The organism is Teredinibacter haidensis (assembly GCF_014211975.1).
Classification (GTDB): domain Bacteria; phylum Pseudomonadota; class Gammaproteobacteria; order Pseudomonadales; family Cellvibrionaceae; genus Teredinibacter; species Teredinibacter haidensis.
On sequence record NZ_CP060084.1, the window covers coordinates 1,470,551 to 1,488,788 of the forward strand.

The 18,238-nt window shown below is 45.1% G+C and carries 12 protein-coding genes; all 12 read right to left on the bottom strand.

Going from position 1 to position 18,238, the window contains the following annotated elements:
* Positions 1–40: 40 nt before the first annotated feature.
* The 12 genes from H5715_RS05685 to H5715_RS05740 all read right to left on the bottom strand — a co-directional run bounded on the left by H5715_RS05685 (position 41) and on the right by H5715_RS05740 (position 18,220).
* The gene (locus tag H5715_RS05685; RefSeq protein ID WP_075187449.1) at positions 41–4,189 is read right to left on the bottom strand and encodes a contractile injection system tape measure protein; all 4,149 of its coding nucleotides are present in this window, start codon (positions 4,187–4,189) and stop codon (positions 41–43) included.
* Positions 4,186–6,864 carry a hypothetical protein gene (locus H5715_RS05690; RefSeq protein ID WP_075187448.1) on the bottom strand — a complete coding sequence of 893 codons (2,679 nt, stop codon included), beginning with the start codon at positions 6,862–6,864 and terminating at the stop codon, positions 4,186–4,188. The genes H5715_RS05685 and H5715_RS05690 overlap by 4 nt, the downstream gene beginning before the upstream one ends.
* Positions 6,857–7,753 carry a hypothetical protein gene (locus H5715_RS05695; RefSeq protein WP_075187447.1) on the bottom strand — a complete coding sequence of 299 codons (897 nt, stop codon included), beginning with the start codon at positions 7,751–7,753 and terminating at the stop codon, positions 6,857–6,859. Before H5715_RS05695 ends, H5715_RS05690 begins: the two co-directional genes overlap by 8 nt.
* Positions 7,746–11,825, bottom strand: coding sequence for a baseplate J/gp47 family protein (locus H5715_RS05700; RefSeq protein ID WP_075187446.1), 4,080 nt, complete (start codon positions 11,823–11,825; stop codon positions 7,746–7,748). The genes H5715_RS05695 and H5715_RS05700 overlap by 8 nt, the downstream gene beginning before the upstream one ends.
* A 32-nt stretch (positions 11,826–11,857) precedes the next feature.
* Positions 11,858–12,295, bottom strand: coding sequence for a GPW/gp25 family protein (locus H5715_RS05705; protein ID WP_246434701.1), 438 nt, complete (start codon positions 12,293–12,295; stop codon positions 11,858–11,860).
* A 1-nt stretch (position 12,296) separates the two neighbouring features.
* A complete protein-coding gene (locus H5715_RS05710) occupies positions 12,297–12,590 on the bottom strand; it encodes a PAAR domain-containing protein (protein ID WP_075187445.1) in 294 nt (97 codons plus the stop codon).
* A gap of 125 nt (positions 12,591–12,715) precedes the next feature.
* Positions 12,716–14,524, bottom strand: coding sequence for a type VI secretion system tip protein VgrG (vgrG, locus tag H5715_RS05715; protein WP_075187444.1), 1,809 nt, complete (start codon positions 14,522–14,524; stop codon positions 12,716–12,718).
* Positions 14,525–14,526: 2 nt separating this feature from the next.
* Positions 14,527–15,210, bottom strand: a complete 684-nt coding sequence (locus H5715_RS05720; protein WP_246434703.1) for a CIS tube protein — start codon at positions 15,208–15,210, stop codon at positions 14,527–14,529.
* Positions 15,210–15,431: a hypothetical protein gene (locus tag H5715_RS05725; protein WP_075187443.1), complete on the bottom strand. Its 222-nt coding sequence runs from the start codon at positions 15,429–15,431 to the stop codon at positions 15,210–15,212. The genes H5715_RS05720 and H5715_RS05725 overlap by 1 nt, the downstream gene beginning before the upstream one ends.
* 12 nt (positions 15,432–15,443) lie before the next feature.
* Entirely contained in the window at positions 15,444–15,917 is a 474-nt protein-coding gene (locus H5715_RS05730; protein WP_075187442.1) for a phage tail protein, read from the bottom strand.
* Positions 15,918–16,016: 99 nt separating this feature from the next.
* Positions 16,017–16,475 (bottom strand): phage tail protein, encoded by a 459-nt coding sequence (locus H5715_RS05735; protein ID WP_075187441.1) that lies wholly within the window; start codon positions 16,473–16,475, stop codon positions 16,017–16,019.
* A 29-nt stretch (positions 16,476–16,504) separates the two neighbouring features.
* A complete protein-coding gene (locus H5715_RS05740) occupies positions 16,505–18,220 on the bottom strand; it encodes a phage tail sheath family protein (protein WP_075187440.1) in 1,716 nt (571 codons plus the stop codon).
* Positions 18,221–18,238 lie beyond the last annotated feature (18 nt).

Consider the following 18,238-nt stretch of genomic DNA (forward strand, 5'->3'; position numbering starts at 1 on the left):
CCCAAAAAAATCTGGTTGCCGCGTTGCTATGGTTGTTTGGCTAGCGCCATTGCACATGAATCGCGTCCTCCATAAATGGGTACTTGATAACACTGAAGCCCCAGGGCAAGCGGTCGAGAAGCACATCTAATGGGTGCGATTCCACTTTAAGCTCCCAGCCTTTGTCGTCGACCAAACGCAGCTCACCCCAACGCTGCAAAAACGTTTCCCGTAAACCGGCTACGCTGGTGGCCCCTAGTACACGCCAATGTTGAATAACCGCTTTAAGCAATTCTTCACAGGTGTTTTGTTCTTCTTTGGTGAGCTTCGGCAGGGGCACTAAGGTGTTGGGTTTAATACCGCATATAGCGTTAAACAACCCCCAGAGAGACGGCAAAGACACCTGTGCCGCACATTCTCCGTGGCTTAAATAGTATAAAAGCTGAAGCGCTTTGCCCTGCTCTGTGGCTTTTATTGTTTGATCTTTAAGTAATGCCATGCGCTCAAATAGCACGGCAAGGTAAGGCGCCAACACCACCACCCCGGCACCGTCTACCAGTACGCCTTTCTCGTATTCCAATGCGACGTGTTTATCGCATTCAACAGCGCTTTCAGGGTTAAGGCGGGTTTGACGTTCACTTTCGCCGCTACTATGGCTAGCGCCCGCATTGAGGGGTGTCGATGGCATTAGCTTTTCATGCGGTGTGATTGGCTCGGCCTCTTCCATGCCGATATCCGCTACCGTTAACGACTGCAGTGCGGCTTGCATAATGTAGTTAAAGGGCTTATCCGCCGAGTAATTACCAGAATACAGGTGGCGAATGGCGGATTTTAAGAAGCCGTCCATCGCGAAATTTTTGGGGTCAAGCTTCCAGAGTTTAAAAACGCGACAAACCGTTTGCTGAATAAACCAATCGACACTGACGCATTTTGAGACCACGAGCTGTACTGCTAGGCCATGGAAGATAACCGCAAGCCATTCCTTTTCGTGAAGGCAGTTATTTGACTGAAAAACACCAGCCCACTCCCTTTCTTTATCCGTTTCCTTCTTGTTTTCGATCGCCAATAACGTGGTTTGGCAATGGGCTAGAATCATCTGTAGCACTTGTGCGACGGGGTAAAGACGTTGCATTTTTTGGGGATCGACGAGATAACAATAGTCAAGTAAAACAGCTTCACCCTGATCCGCAATACGGTGCGTGTTTTCCAATGATTGGCTCATTAACATAACGTTGTTTTTAGCAATCGACTTTTTAGCGGCTGAAGGGTTTGGTGTTTGGATGGCAATGGCGTTTGTATTAAGCGCTTCATTGGCGGCAATGTGTTTAGGCGGTATCGCCACTGTAGCGAGAGAAGGGTTCGGCTGCGGCTGCCAATGATTAGCGCCTTTTAGTAGGTGCTCTAGGTCAATCAACCCTCCTTGAAGGAGTGCGCCAATAACCATTACATAAAACGCTCGGCGGTCACGCGCTTTAAGGGCGTATTGTTCGATTGAGTATTTTAATGCTGAACAACTCTGCCCCCCAACCCCGTGTAGCGTAAGACAGCGGTTTGCCAATTGCTTTAACGCCGCGGCCGAAAGGTTCCGGTAGAGGTTTTCATTGGGAATGAACTGATCAACTATTCGTTGAGCCAGACGCTTAAAATAAAGGCTGTGTCGATCTGACAGTACGTTAATTAGGACCGTCCAGCGGCCTAAGTTTGGCGGCGAAGTGGCTGTGAGTAACCCGATAATTTCCGAAAAAAAGGCCGCGCCCTCCTGCCCTAACGACATTTGTTGTGCCCAGGTGCTTACTGGCGCGGTTTCAAACGTGGTAAGCGCTAAAGCCGCTAAGGGCTGTGTTTCCGTAGACCCGGGCGAGCGTGATGTATCGGAAATATCTAGACCGACGATTACTCGCCAGTGTATTGCCAAGGCTTTGGGCAATTCAGCATGTTCGAGGTGCCCTTGTAAATACACTAACAGTGCCTGGTAGTTTACATTGTAGCGGCCACTCATCTGCCTTAATAAACTTCGTGCGTAACTGCGTTGATTAAATTCGCTGCCCCGCTCTAGCACTAAATATGAAAATGTAAATTCGCGTACGGCTAAAGAAAGGCTATTTGAGGTATTACCTGACGAGTGATTAGCGTAGGAATATAGGCTCTTATATTGCGGGTTATTTGTTTCTGAGAAGCCGTTTATAAGGTTATGAATTGCGGCCGTGGACTGCCAAATGCCCTGAATCAATTCCTGTGCATTAAGATCTAATATGCCCACTAATTCAGCTTGTATAGTCAGCGGCAGGTTGCTGACAACCCGTTGCCTTACCGCTATTGGTTGCATAAGCAAGCACAGTAACGAGCGTATGGTTTTCACGTTGCCAGATTTAATCGTGCACCAATGCGCGGCACTGATATTCCAATCACCTTTTTGAATAGCTTTCACCAATGGGGTAAACACATTGTGTTGATCGGCACCGTTCACCATCGGCTGACTAACGGTGTTGGCTAACGGTTGTGGTAGGTGACTGACGCTAGATATCGGTGGCGTTTTTAACAGATTCAAACCCTGTTGAATGTCCCTCCATAGCGCGTTTTTTTGATCCACACATGAGGTTTTTTGAAAGACCAGCTTTAGATCTGCTGTTGATCGCCCGGTTAAGGTGGATAAGCCCTGTAATACGCTCTCTAAATAATGGCATAGTAGATTCTGACCGGATAACGGTCTAACGGAAGATGCATTGTTATTGAGAAAGAATACTAGCGTGACATGCGCGAGAAATTTCGCTTGATTAACCGGCTCGCCCTGCCCCCGGTGCCACAACGAGGAGACTAATGATAGGTACGGCTCTAAATAGTAGTAGTTACTGGCACACAGGTGTTGACACAGTTGTGCTTGAAGATTTCCCGGTAGATTGACCAACACGTTGGCGATATTCGCAACGCTGTTTACGCTGCGAAGTAACACTACCAATTTGTGGGGATTATAACGCAATAGGTATATCACGCTGTGAATAAAGCCGCGTTCTGTTTCGCCCTCAATATTCGCCAGTGTTAAACCGTGCGTAACCGTGCGAATAGCGCGGTGATAATCGAGTTCGATGACTTGCCCTATTTCAGGCTCACCACGTTCGACGGTTGGGCCTAAATAATCATCTGGCTCCAGTATCTCCAATAGTTCTTGTTTGAGAATGTGGGACGAATCCACGTTGTGTAAGATCTCCCGCAGATGCTGGCTGAGCGCGCGACTATCCATATTGTTATGTTGGGCCATTTGCCGCATTAAGCTACGCATATAGATTTTTCGATTAAATCGACTCCCCCTTTCACAGGTCATATACGCCAACGAAAATTCCACTAAGTAACGACGGCTCAAACACGCACTGAAGTTACTGCACGTAGGGGTTTCATTTTTAGGTGTGGGAGAAGACGGTTCTAAACGCGCGTGCAGGTGTTGTGATTGCACATTATTGTGAATATTTGACGCGGTCTTTGATCGTAGGTCAGTGTCCGTTTTAGTGCTGGTTTTATTGGCACCAGGGCGAAGGTGTTGCCCGAGTCGCACCGGCTCTATTGTCGATAAGGCTGCAATAACACGTAAAATGTAATCTGCTTGCGTGGGCTCCAATACCACCATTATCTGGTTTTGTAGCGCTTCAGGAAATTGGCTTGCAACGAGCGTTCGATTGGGTGTTTGCTGTAAATATTCAACCATGCTGTTGCGCAATGTAGCCGGATCCTGCTGCGCCCATTGTTGCCAATAGCGCTCCAATAACCTTAGCGCACTGCCATCACAATGGGCCGTGTTACTACCACCGAATATTATACGTAACACGTTTTCTAGTGTTAAACCTAGATCGGATGATTGTGGCCCCACTGGACTGGCCGTGTACTCTGGCGACCACTGATCGCTGTCACAATGCATGCTGTAGCGAATGGAGGCTTTTAATTCTTGGATAAAACAGCGGCAAAATTCTTGTTTAAACGATTCCGTTGATTCGGCCTGGATTTGAAGCTGCAAATGATGAATACGGATGTCCGGAATCGTTTTTTGTGGTGACTGTTCCCATTGTCGGGATATTTTTTTCCATTCTTGTTCAAGAATGGAATCAACCAACGGTAGCACGCAGTTTTGAGACCAGAGGGATACATCCTGATCCTCGCCATGAGCACCATCGGCTATAATATTTGAATCAAAGTTTAGCTCCAGGTGATGAATACTATTCATGACTCAGACCTTTGTTCAAACTCCGTTATTAGCGCCATTAATTTATGTGATAAATGATTAAGACGCTGAGGTTTTTTAGCGTTGGATTTTTCATGGCACCAATTTTTAAAGAGAACTTCAAACGTTTCCATTTCTACGTATGACACCCAATGTATGTGAGTATAAAGATGCGCGGGCATTTCTCGTAGGATAAGATCGTTGACATACAGCTGAAAATCCTCATCCCGAAAACGCGCTGACCAGGAGGGTAAGATTACACTAACTTGGTTAACATGCCGCTCAAACCAAGGGTTTTCTGCGACAGGCGTTTCGACTGAAGAATTTTTAACCGGTGCGTTCTTCAAAGATTCCAATGCGCGCTGGCTGTGACGCATACGTTCGTCAACGGGAAGCAACAAATTATGTTCCAGCACATGCAGGCCTTCCATGTTTATGTTCAGTTGCTGAATACAGAAGCACAGTTGATTCGCCGCGACAACGGCTTCGCTCTTGTTTTTAAAACTCATCAAATAGAGCCAGTTGGCCTGTAACGGTGAGAGACCATTCAAATTAATAAAGAGTTCTATCTGCCGTTTATTGTTAACCTGCCCTAGGCGATAGCACTCGAGGTTGGCACCGGCTTGAAACAAAATATTTTGTAAGTTGTCCAGATTCGTGAACGCTAGGTTTTTGACATAATGAAAGGTTTTCCAGCTCTCATCCTCTTTAATATGTCTATGCGGAGCCGCGACAAAATCACTTGCCTGACTAACAATAGTTGCTTTATTAATATTCTGATAAAAAGCCGTTGCGAGGGGGTTGTCTTCCTTTTTGGCGTTTGGATCGAGGTGAAAGCCCATCGAGCTTTCGTTATGTATTAACCCACATTTAATTAAAGGGTGAACTGTGGATAGACGAACATCTGAGAGCCCCAGAACTAACCGCAATCGCTTTTCGATATAGGGGATATTGTCTTTACCCCAGCTAGATTTCCGATAATTAAAAGCGCCAGCGCGGTTCTCGGCGTATTCATGAATTCGCTCTAAATGATTTTTTTTGTTCTCTAAAATACGTTGATTTTTCTCTGTCTCCGAAAAGTAGGGGTTGCGAAACTCCCAACCAAATATTTCCCTATCACGACCATTCATCGCGCTTAAAAAGTCTAAGACTAGGGATTTTCGCTGGGGGTAATTGTCATAAGCCTCTAAATTTACAAGGAAATCTTGCCCAGGTAAGTAGGAATATAAAGCGTTTATACCAGGGATAACACTGGCGTCCAAGCCCTGGCAAGGATAAGACGTTTTGCCGGTAATATCTGACGATAGAAAATGTTTGGCGTTATCTAAAATACCAAGATGATCACTCATAAATTGATCGAAGAGCATTAAATACCCTTTTAATTGCTTGGTTTGCGCCTTTCGCTTATCCGATTCATGTGCCGATAGGCCAAACGCGTTGATGCCATAGTTATTCGGAAATTGCGATTGAATGGACACATAAGACAGTAAGTCTTTATGCGCACCGGGCCAGGCAGTGGGTGATTTATCCACCCGGCTTGCTTGCCGCTGCAATCGTTTGGCGTTGAGTAAATTATGAACCTTGACTTTAAGCTGGCCAGTTCGATAGGCGAGCTTTCGATGATTGAAGACAAGGGTAAGCGATTTTTCATTTTCAGACTCGGGAAGACGTAACCGTAGGCTGTAATCGCCATTTATAGTGTCTGCTAAATTCAACGGTTGGTAGCCCTCGGGTTGCTGGCTATCGGTTTCCCACAACCTTGCATTGTCAACTTCTAGTACACCGGGAAGTTGAGTTAACGCCGCAATAAGCCCGGCTAATGATCGAGCGGCATTCGCATCCTGTAACGCTTTGTCTGTTATGCAAAGATAGTTAAGGCCGGGGCCGTCACTATCACTGCCGTCCTTGTTGTTTTTGTAGTCGCTACAGTCACTGTTGGTGTTATATTGCACTTCACCTAGCAAATAGGATTGTGCTTGCAGGTAAAGCTGAGCCAACAGCTCTTCTTCTTGGCAAGATGCTATCACCGTATTGTCTACATAAACACGTGCTTCGATAAACAGCGTTTTACTTTCGGCCAGATTAACTGAAAAAAGGTCCTCACCTAAGTTGCGTATACCGTGAAAGCAACGGTCAACCTGTTTGAATAGGCTATCCCGCTCTGCGCGACTCGCAAGGTGATTGCGGGTGTGAAGGGTTAATTGGTAGAGCCAGGGCAGTTCACAAGCATTGTCACCACGACCTAGATTGAAAACTGTCTGCTTGATTTTGATAGAAGCTAGCGCCGGAACCGCATCAAGAAAATATTTGATTTTATCGTTATGGCTTACCGGTCGACAAACTAAGGATTCGTTCGGTGTATAAAGTCCATGGTGATGTAGATCCACTTCATGCTGGTCGTTGGCAAATAACTCTTCAATGGAATATTCAGTGCGATAATTTAAATCTGAGAGGCCGTAGCACAATTGCTCGAGAATGGTGACGCCAGGATCGTGAAGATTGTAATCGCTCCAACGGTGAGAAGAGAGACGCTGTACTGCGTTAAGCATGGTCTCACGTAGTTTTTCGAACTCGCTGGGCCCGCGTTCGCGTTCAATGTAAATGGAGTGCCTATGTTGAGGGTCGAGAATTTCTTGACCTTGATTTATCTTTGCTAACGAGCCGGAAACATCATTCATTACTGAGGTCTCCCTGCGCTTGCTCGTCTAGGGACGTAAACCTATCGTCATCACTCCACAACCGTGTTATGTGAAAATCGAGAACGCTAATCTGCGTGTCGGATTTACTGTCCACGCGTACGTTGGATGAACCGTAGGTACAGTTTGTACGGATCTGTAACTGATAACCGTTTTTTGCGTCGTCATCCGTCCAGCGTAGCTTAATACGATGTAGCAATGAATCGTGAAATACCTGTGTATAACGAATACGATTACGAAGCCCCAACCAAGACAAAAAGTCATTCTTTTTACTTCGCCAAGGGCAATGTAGGGCAATGGCATGAATTATTGCGTAACGCCGTTTTTCCGGGTTCTGTGCACGAGCAACCACTTCAAATGCTGCCCCCCCTTTTATGTTGTCCGCAATCGTATACCATTGCCCATCGGCCGGTACCGAACGAAATGAATGCCCGTAGGTTCCGCGCCGTTCAGATAAGTGCACACAGCCGTTAACGTCCAATGTACTTATTGGCCGCTTCGTACCCACGCCGATTCGAAGCTCATTGTTTTCTCGGGATAGACATAAAGCTTCTTTTAAACGTTGTTGGTTTAGAGGATCGACTTCCATTCCCGCTTGGTCATCGGCTTCGGATTGCCAGACCAAGTTATTATCAGCACCATCAAAGACTATTTTCCACACCGCCTGATCACGCTTTTGTTCATCGTAATAGCTCGTTAATACCTTCGAGTCGGCGTAACTGGATATCTTGACACCATCGCGACTATTTTTCTCAAATCTATCGTCGTTTAGATTAATGGAGGAATCGATTAAATCGCAAAAACTTGACGATGTTGGTAGCGCACCGTCACCGAAGAACGATTTTAACGTGCTTCTATTTTGTTTAGACATGTGAATGCCCTTCTTCCAAAATAAATGTGCCGCCTATTTCCATGGTATTGATGCCGACCGGCTGCGCTGCTCTTTCTTCAGCGTCACCTTCTAACAGTACGATATCGTGTCGTTCGGATGGGACGGGTAAGGTCCACGGTGTAACAGCCTGAATAAATAGCGGATCGCTATGGGGAGCTCGTTTATAATCCTCCCTCGCCGCCGTATCTTCCAGATGGTAGAAATCCGTTTTCTCAAGATCACGATACACTTTCAGTAGCGACACTTGCGTAGCAAATTTGACATAGGTTAGTTGGCGTATAAAACTCTCCACATCCTTTATTCGAATTTTCCAACCCAACCCTAGTTGCATGCCCGTTTTTGCCCACGGCGATAGAAAACGGGACAAATCTCCATTCAGTTGTTTTATTCGTAGCCCGTAACCGATTTTATCGAAAAAACTGACGGCGCAACGTACCCGTACCACCTCATAATGTGCATTGTTCACTTCTATCCTGATATGAGGAAAACTCAATGACATCAGGTAGCGACGAATTTCTCCAAGCACAACAGCGTTAAGATGATGCCCTTGCGCATGAATATTGTCGATATCCGCCAAGCGGGGTGACACAATGACGGTGACTATACCCGGTGAGGGTTTTGCGTCCCCTAGCCGACAAGCCGGGAGGCATTTGACGCGATCGACCTGAGGAAAACGCTGGAGTACCAGTCGCTCGAAATCCCAGGGCGTGATGGCCCGATTTTTATGACGTAATTGCTCATTCAATCGCCGCTCAGCCTGTTCGTCTGTTTCTTCGTCTGGCTGACTAATGGCGGCTTCGTACTGGCGATAAGACTGCACACCCGCGATGGCAGGAATAGCCTGCCATTTATCACTGATACCAGGATGGTCTGACACGGAGGGAACAGAATTCAGTTTAAGTGTTGTATCCGCAGATTTAACGGTAATGGTGTCAAATACGAGTTTCTCTAGACTGGCATATTGCGCCAGCCCTGTAGACCCTGAGAGGCGAAACCAATACCTATTCGAAGGAATAAGGCCGAGATGTCGCGCTTTGTCTTTGGGTAGTTCAATTTGGATAACGCCCGATCGACGAAGCCCATTAGTCGAGTCTGAAAGAATGGCAGATAGAGGAACGGACTTCCAGCCGGTCTCCGAATAATAGTGCCAATCAAGCTTTGATTTTTCTAAGCTGCGAGTATGCGTACTGTTTTCCCGAAGCTGAAAGTAGATATTCAAGGCGTCTGCTTTATTGGAGATATCAAAGGCCAAATAGAGATTACCGTCGTTCAACCACTCAGGCAGAAGGGTAAACCCGCTTTCCTGTATCGGTTTTTGATTTAACTCATTTCCTAATGGCGTAAAATAGTAGGCGAAAGAACGGGGATCTTTTTCCGACGATTTTTTTTGAATGGCCGTCAAATCACGAACAAATACAATTTCATCCTCGGCGGCATAATCTAACTCAATATTTTTGATTTCCGGGGTGTAGGGCGATTCAGGTAACGCTTTTTTACGCTTCTTGCGTGTGTTGTAAACCAGCGTGTCACTAAGAACTTGATTATAATCTTTATGACCAAACAGTTTACTTTTGGAGTTCAATGCCAGATTAATATACCCGGTTTGATGTTGATTAAATTGCCGATATTCCTGTTCAGTAAGCGCCGCACTCACTCTCGGTGGCTTAAAGATAACGGGGAAATCAATCTGCGTACGCGCGTTTAACTGCCGGGTTACGGGATGGTCGAGGAATAGAGGCGATACGTAATGCAAAGCGGGGTCTTGAGGTATTGGCTCGCCACCCACCAAGATTTGTACGGTGACTGAATAGTTGTCTGTTGCGTAGCCGGCACCGTACGCGCGGTAGTATTCCGAAAACCCACCGTAATTGGTGGGGATATTGTTCCAACGAATATGCATTCGAATTTTTTTAGTACGCTTACGTGCGAATTCAAAGCCACCTATACGTAATCGGCTACTGGATGATGGCGCAGCGGAAAAAGCTAGAAAGGGCTGGGACGTGTCGACTTGACCGTAGTCATTCAATACCGTTAGGTCTCGATACCCCTTTACTGAAACCTTTATGTTGCAGGTACTGACCGCGACGCCGCGCAAATATGAATAAGGAAATACCGCAGCCGTAGGGCTAATCATCATTTGTAAGGCTGGGTAGAGGCCTTGAAAGCCATGTTTAATCAAATCAGGCACTACCACGGCCGGATCAGTTTTTTGTAACCTCAAGCTAAAACATACTCTATTTGATCTTCCTACCCGGTGAATTTCATACTCACGTGGAGAAAACCAACCATTTTCACCGGTTAAACGAAATTTAAGGACGTTGCCCAGGTAATATAGAAGTATGGCTTTATCACTTAATAACAAATCCCTCTCTATGTCTTTAAACATTAATTCAAGCCGTGATCGTGATATTTGACTCATTTCAACGAGCGAGGGTAACTGAGAATTGAGCGTTTGTATTCTCTTCAAAAGTTGCTCTATCTCAATTTTATTTAGGTAGTCGTGAAAAAATATTCTGCGAATATTTATTTCTCTATGCACCAAGCCCAAGCTATGAACATCTTCAATATTCATATATAAATAGAGGAAAAACTTGCGTAGAAATTGCTTCAGAGATTCCTCGTCAATCTTCGGGGGAAGTCTGTTTTTTCGAAAAAACGCTTGTATTACTCGCATTAGGCCTGAATATCGAGTCAGCTTTCGGGGTAATGCCCTATAAAGATCAACCGCAATTTTTTTAACCTCTGGGGTTAAGTCTTGAAATATCACTGATTCAGTAACGCCTGATTCGCTTTGTTGATTAACTATCAGCCTCTGTAATGTTCTATCGACCATATCTATCTGAATAGCAATATGGCGAGTCCCTTGCTTTAAATCCAGATGATCTGACTGAATACACAGGCCGAATTCAGCGTCTTCCTGCTGATTATTTTCTCCAGGAACCTCATCAGATCCGAAAAGATTGGATAGAAATGTTATTTGCGGATTGTCTTCCGATAATAGCGCTTGATGTTTGACGGCCGTAACAGCCTGGGTAGAATTTTCTGGCGAAATTTTATTATGCCGCTGTAAATAGACTGTTTGTACGGAAGACAGTTTAGCACCGGTAATTATACTGTTCATTTCCGCTTGATAAACAACATCTTTTAAATCTGGGCTTTTTCCGGCTAGAAATGTCGCCCCTTGCCTAATAATGAAAGGATCGAATGAGGTAGACTGGCAGTGGAGAAAAGCTCTATCCGGCTTACCTTTTCGCAGATTATTTCTATGCAATTGATTGTAGTAAAATCGATGTAGTTTCTTCGGTAACGTATTGATGTTTAGTTGAGTTGACTGGTAACTTTCCAGAAATGCGATCAGCATCGTAACGGCTGGTTCATGACCGTTTGACTGCAGCAAAAAATAGAACAATTTCTTGCATTTCTCTGAGAGGAACCGTCGTATTTCTAGTACGGTATCGAAAAACTGATTTAGCGCGGTCTCCTGCTGCTCGCGAGAGCTGGGCATCTGATGTGCCCGAAGCGTGTTGTTTCCATAAAGTTCAGTTTCAAAGGACGATAAAAATTGGGTGTCTTTGGATTTAAGTCGTTCCGCTAAATGGATAAATACGCCATAAGAATCGGACAGGGATTCCTTGGCGTACGCTCTAATTTGTATCGCTAACGCTTTGGATTCGACGTGGGAAAAACGTTGACTAGCGGTTAACCATTGCGCAATAGCGCGCACTATTTTTGACGTAAATTCGATACTGTGTACTAATCCTAAACTTCGCTGGCGTCGGTGTTCGCTTTTTAGTCGATTAATACCAATTTGTGCTGCTTCGGCGACCACTAGAATTTCATTGTTCTCAAATAATTTATTCCAGCTACCTGCAGGCTTGTTGTCAATATCGTAAAACCGAATAATTCGAGCGTATGCTGATAGCGCACGCAAAAGGTCTGAAAGATTGCGGTCATCGATGCCTACATATCCAGAAGACAGTGCGCTCGGCATCCTGTCGGATTGCAGAGATCCTTCTATACGATCGACACGATCAAAATACGATTTCTCCATACGGCTCTCTTATTAACGCACTAAATTGTACCCTAAACGTTGTCCGCCTCAGAAAAGTAAAACGGATACACCATGTTGCTGCGCGTGTTTGTTTGTCTGATTCGGTAATGCACTTCAATTTCCAAATAGCCGTTATACACACAGTTTTTATTTTTCGGGTCGTTATCAGTGTTAACGTCGACCCGCTCTAACTCGATCCTTGGTTCAAAAAAAAGAATAGCGCGTTTTACCGCGTCCCTAATTTTACTTATCGCCCCTAAGTTGAGGGTTTCAAAAACCATTTTTTTTAAGGTGCAGCCAAATTCTGGATACATTAGCCGTTCACCAGGAGACGTTGAAAACAGTATTAAAAGACTCTGCTTAATATCCTCCTCGTGATTAACCAATTCAATACCGGCATCTAAGCGATTAAACGTTGGCGGAAAACTCCAGCCGGTTCCTAGAAATTCGTCACTATTTATCTTACGCACACTAGCCTCCTATCATTACATTGGCTGAGCCTAATGTAATCGCTCCCCCGTGAGAGGTGTTGTCGCCCATACGGGCGGCGGGCATATTGGTGATCATGACAGTCGCAGACCCCTTAATGATGCTGCTCGGAGGGCCTACACAGGTAGCCGAATCCCCCATGACCGCTGCGGGTAGATTATTAATGAGAACAGTGAGCGCACCAGGCCCGAGTATTGGTCCACCCACATGGGGAACACCCGTGGCATCGACCATTGGGCACGTATGCATATCGGTTAATCTCGCGGCAGGAAGCATAGAAAGACACCTTGTAATTACACGTTTTCTTTTAAACAGAATTAAGTATTTTTAAAGTTTAACCACATGGTTATTTTAATTTCGATGCCCATAAATTCAACGAATAATTTATCGTTGAGTGCCGATCAATTAATCATAACCATTGCACCTTTTACAGTAGTGGTGCCTGACGCCTTTAGTTCTGATGACGCGTTACCTGAAGCACTAAATGCAGTGGTGGCATCTAGACTGACGTTCATTCCTGAAATTTTCGCGTCACTAGTGGCTTTGCACTCAAGACTAGAACCTGCTGTCAGGGAAATTTTCCCACCCGCATTCAAGCTAATATCGGCTGAACTGTCTAGATCAATGCCGGACGAACTCATTGTTATGGTGTTGCCACTCGAATCTGTCACCACAACGTTCTCCTGGTCATCATCTAACGTTACGCTTTGCCCTCCAGGCGTTTCTAGTTGCAATATCTTATTTTCGTCGTCAAATTGAATTTTCAATTTACTTTTTGTGATTAGAGTCTTGATATGGTTTTCGGCGGTATGTACCAACGGAGAAGTGTTTTTTTTGCTATACAGGCTACCAAGGATAACGGGGTATCCGGGGTCATTGCTAAAATACCCCAACACAACTTCATCTCCTATTTCCGGAATAAAAAAAGAGCCGAAACCCGCCGATGCGTACGGATGCGATAACCTCGCCCAAATTCCAGGTTCCGTTGCCTGCTGTAATGGAATATCGACCTTAACGCGGTATTGCCCTTCCGGGTCTTCATCCAGTTTTAGCACTACGCCTATCTGTAAACCTTCAAATGCGGGAACCAGTCCCGCCGCTTTTGGATAGGTAATATCTTGCTGATCGGTAAACCAATGAGGGCTGCAACCAAATTCAACATCGGTAATCCAAGATCCATTTTCTATACGATGCTCTATTGCACTGCAGAAAACATTTCCACTAAACCGCTCGCCTACCCCAACGACTTTAATTTGCTCGCCCAATTTTGGTGTGGCATTTCCTTGGAATTTCACGTGGCCGCGGAGAAGAGATAACTTGGATTTAGTGAGCTGCGCCGTTGACCAGGATTTTAGACTTTTCTGGACCTGAGGGGTGCTAGTTTTAAGCGTGAATCTTCCAACTCCTAAAACTGTGCTTAAATTACCATTTTTGGTGGCGCGCGCAGAGCTATCGGGTTCCAGAGTTACCGTTTCTTCTACAACTTTCATGGTCGTAGAATCCCAGGCGGTACTTGTGACTTGTGATAGCTGGAAACGCGAATCTAGGTCTGCACGGAAATCCATAATGTCTATACCATAGGTAACCGTTAGTATCGGCATGCTTGTGAATTTCGGTGTTTTTACTGAAATTTTTCCCTCCTCCGATATCACCAACATATTATTGACTTCTGCACGCGACAGAATAAAATCCCAGTCCGTTGCGCCATATTGAACGAGGCTGCTCAACTCTGCGTCGGTCGTTTCAATGTCCGCGGTCAACCCGGAGTAGTTTCCAACAATGGTCGAAATGACTTCGCTGTCCTTAACTACATCACCCGATGATAATGAGATGAAATTGGCATGTTTGCGACCAAAAGTCATTTTAATGGCTTCATCTGCACATTCGATAACCAAGCGCGTGTCAGTGCTTGTGCCTATTTCTATACCGTGCTTCACAATAATACCGCTAAATATCGCCGAGGATTCACTGCCATATCCAACTTCAATATCGACTTTATTTCCAGGCGATAAATCGCTTTTGTCACTGATAGGAAACGTCTGACTCGGCATGTCACCATCGATTAAATGAATCCAGGCCTTTGCAATGCGATTAACGGCCTTGCTCACACGAACGGACTCAATCTTCAGATCACCGGTCTTATCATCGCCATCGATTTTTATCACGATGGACACGGCATCACTGGAATTTTTTTTAGGAGAGTCGACCATAATTATTTCAACGGAGGAAAAAGAAGTTTATCGCCAATGTTCAGCACACGAAAGTTGTCGATACTATTAATCCGTGCCACCTGCATATAGTAACGGCAATCACTGTAAATGCGATGGCAGAGCAATGGTAACGTATCCCCTTCCCTAACATGTACTATGTGACTTAAATCGGGAGACGAGCGATTGGCACCTATACTTTCTTCCTTGTCGGTCATAAACTTTACGAACACCAAGAGTACACTCGCCCGTAACGGCTCACCACTGGGCTTAAAAAGTGTATGGTTGACATCCATGGTTTTCATTCGGCCAAAGAATACTAATGTTCCCCAAACAAGGCGCGAATGTTTTGGCTGGTGATCACTACCACTATAACCAACAATCGATTTTAATTTTTCGATCTCCCCGTCTACGGTTATAGAAGCATCGTGAGTAACGACACCGGTTCCATCTATTACGACTTCAATAGATACGCTATCATCGTCCATACGACAAAATCTCTTGCGATTACCAATTTCGCCTATCGATTTTTCATCGCTAAAGCAGATACTCTGTTTTCTCTTGTAACTATTGGGATTAAGCATTACCGAAATTTTGTCATCTTCATCAATTGTGACGTTTCCGGCTGCATCTACGGAACATGCGGTGATTTCTAGTTTTTCATGTTCGCCGGAACTAAATATGTCCACTATCGACTCCTTTTCTCTTCAAAACAGTTGACTATTATTCGTCGGCATTCTTCAGCCAACTCCTTTTTCATAGAATTGATCATAGCCCTATCGAAATTTTCTTCAGTTTCCTTATGCGAGTCCCTGGCGTTGCCTTTATCCGCCTTTTTTTTATCCTCGCTTTCCTCAGAACTTCTCTTTATTGAAGAATTAACCGTTAATTGATGAATTTCAATAGCCATAAGGTAAACCCACTAAAATAGTCGAGAGGATTTGGTGTATTTAAGTTCGACAGTTTCGATTGCGACTTTATCACCAGTAGAATTGAATTCATCGACGCTCCATTTTTTGGGTAATGCGTCGTCGATTTGCCAGACTTTATTAGGCCATCCCTGGGGATCAAGCAGATGAATTTGCAGCATCCTCGGGTATACCGGAAATCGAAAATCCGTTTGCATTACCGCATTGAGCCATAGGAATAGGCCTGAATTCACACTGCTAATACCCCGCTTTAGTACCAAGGGAGAATGCGTGACCGTTTCCGGCAGAGAATAGCTCCCCTCATTCCCGCCACCCTCTTGAATTTCTTTGTACTTTACTTCGGAGCTTAAACCACTAACGCTTTGAAATGAGGTGTCGGCGCCATTCAATGGATTGACAAAAATCACTTTGAAATAGAATGCGGGAATGGGATACCCATCATTGCCAAAATAGTCGCTTGTCCACATGCTAGGCACCTCTATCCGTTACTCATGAAACCCATTTTTTTAGATCTACGATTTAAACTGCTCAATCGGAGGCCGGGGTCAATGGTGAATTTTTGTTCACTAGGCGTTAGCGATGGTTATACCCTCGTGGGCAATTTCAATGGTTTCAATGGCAGCCTCATTGCCATCGGATTTTAAATCTGTACCCGTAATTTTTGTCGGCCAAGCATTCGCCAAAACCCAGACCATTGTTGGTGCTCCGGTCTCGTCCAGCAAACTAATGGTTACGGGAATTCGTGCAATGGTGTTCATTTTAATTGTATTAAACCAGTCCCAAAATTTATTGTCCGATTTGAAGACGCCTTTCTTCATGGTGACATTCCCAGATTTTTGAATACCAGGCATTTTTACCGTTGAAAAAACGGGGTTGTCGCCACTTCGGTATTCAATGATCTGAGCCTCCACATCTAAGCCAGACACTTCTTGAAATGAAAGAACTTCTGAGTCCCACTTCACTTGAAAATGAAATTTTGGGATGGGCCATACGTTTGCCGATTGAGCTGAGCCATCATCTGCCATAAGGTACTCCTTAAATTATTTTTTTTCGCCTAGGATTTTTGCATCTGCTGGGTAAAGGTGATTTCGATGAATTCTGCTGGCCGTGTTACCGCCACCAATATCGATACCCGCAATATACCCTCTAGAATATCTTCGGGCGTCATGGTTTCACCAAGCCCAACATACACACTGAAGGCATCATCAGGGCTCGAACCAGCGAGGCCCCCTCGCTTCCAAATACCCGTAAGGAAATTTCGAATCATGCTTTTAATGGTTATCCAGGTTTGTGCATTATTGGCCTCAAAAACATAGGCCTTGGTACCCAAGCGTAGGGATTCTTCCATCATAATCATGGTCCGGCGTACGCTGATGTAACGCCAATCCAAACTATTTCCATCGAGGGTTCTCGCTCCCCAAACCAACGTACCTTCACCAATAAAACTGCGGATGGCATTGATGGATTTACCCTGGGTCGTTACATTGAGATCTTCCTGATCATCGTGTGTAATATTCACCGACGGGGCGGATACGGAAGACAAGCTGACATTCGCAGGCGCTTTCCATACGCCTCGTGTATTATCAATCGCTGTATAAACCCCAGCCATGGCCGCTGCAGGTGGAAGCAGGTTTAGTCGAGCACTTATCGATTTTAAAACTTGTACATACAGAGGACTAACGGCCATAAGTGATTTATTCAGCAACGCCCGTTCAGATAAAACTAAAGACTTGATATCAGCATCATTTTTTCCGGCCAAGCTTTGGTCACCTCCATCACGTAACGTAATTTTGGCGGTAACCGCATCCGACAATTCGATGACCTTCAGCAATTCCTTGCCCAACATCTCGCGATTATCGAGCATCATCTTCCCCTCTTTCGTGGGACTAGATTCTGCAGTAGAGGGTGTATCTCCAGCTTCCACTGGTGCTTCCATCGGAATATCGTCTGTTACACCCACTTTTAGTTCGGTGTTCAAAATATCAACTAATGCCGATTTTCCTGCTTCAGTTAAATAGTTAAAGCTTATTACGGAGTCGGATACGATGGTGGTATTCACCCAGGGGTAATACGCGGCCGCAAAATCGAGATAGTTAATCCCCAACGCGTCCCGAAATGCGGCGATACAATCGCCAGCGGCATCTTGCCGATCTTTATACCCGTCGAAAACGTCCAAAATGGCAACACGATTTCGCATTTTGTTACCACAGTGTAAAAGTACGGCCTGCTGTACCGATGTGCATGCTTTTAAACTGGGTAAGGACATCGTTTCGGGAATTACGATCATTGTTGGCTCCGGCTCTTTAATAAGAGTAGCGACGCCATTCTGTAGTTCATCGGCCTTTATTTCCCCTTTTCCGTCGCCGTCTTCATCACCATCGTAGTCGCCTACAGAAACGATATAACAAGCGCCCCCGCCATTCTGAAAAAATAGGCGCATTGAACTAAAAAGGATAAATTTCGCACTTTCTTGCTTCAATGATTTCCCTTTACCCCGACCATCTCCCGCTATTCTTATCTTAAAATCAGCATTTTCTAACGACGCTGCATCCTCAATGGTGAATTTTGGTGTCGGAGCATCACCGAAGTATTTTTCGAATTCCTTCATTGAAGAAATTCGCCAGGGTTTGTTAAGCAGTGATTTATCGCCGTTTTCCGCTTTTTGCGTGTAGCCGATAAACGCAGGAACCGCTGTCGCGACTTCTACGACGGAGTTGGGGAAAGCGCTTTTTTCGACAATATAAACGCCGGGGGTTTTCATGGCTGGCATAATTTTGTCCTTTTGCTA

Excerpts from the sequence above, each read along its gene's own strand:
- H5715_RS05690 (WP_075187448.1), bottom strand. The coding sequence starts at position 6,864 with ATGAATGATGTTTCCGGCTCGTTAGCAAAGATAAATCAAGGTCAAGAA.
- H5715_RS05710 (WP_075187445.1), bottom strand. The coding sequence starts at position 12,590 with ATGCTTCCTGCCGCGAGATTAACCGATATGCATACGTGCCCAATGGTC.
- H5715_RS05695 (WP_075187447.1), bottom strand. The coding sequence starts at position 7,753 with ATGTCTAAACAAAATAGAAGCACGTTAAAATCGTTCTTCGGTGACGGT.
- H5715_RS05735 (WP_075187441.1), bottom strand. The coding sequence starts at position 16,475 with ATGGCAGATGATGGCTCAGCTCAATCGGCAAACGTATGGCCCATCCCA.
- H5715_RS05730 (WP_075187442.1), bottom strand. The coding sequence starts at position 15,917 with ATGTGGACAAGCGACTATTTTGGCAATGATGGGTATCCCATTCCCGCA.
- H5715_RS05685 (WP_075187449.1), bottom strand. The coding sequence starts at position 4,189 with ATGAATAGTATTCATCACCTGGAGCTAAACTTTGATTCAAATATTATA.
- H5715_RS05700 (WP_075187446.1), bottom strand. The coding sequence starts at position 11,825 with ATGGAGAAATCGTATTTTGATCGTGTCGATCGTATAGAAGGATCTCTG.
- vgrG (WP_075187444.1), bottom strand. The coding sequence starts at position 14,524 with ATGGTCGACTCTCCTAAAAAAAATTCCAGTGATGCCGTGTCCATCGTG.
- H5715_RS05725 (WP_075187443.1), bottom strand. The coding sequence starts at position 15,431 with ATGGCTATTGAAATTCATCAATTAACGGTTAATTCTTCAATAAAGAGA.
- H5715_RS05740 (WP_075187440.1), bottom strand. The coding sequence starts at position 18,220 with ATGCCAGCCATGAAAACCCCCGGCGTTTATATTGTCGAAAAAAGCGCT.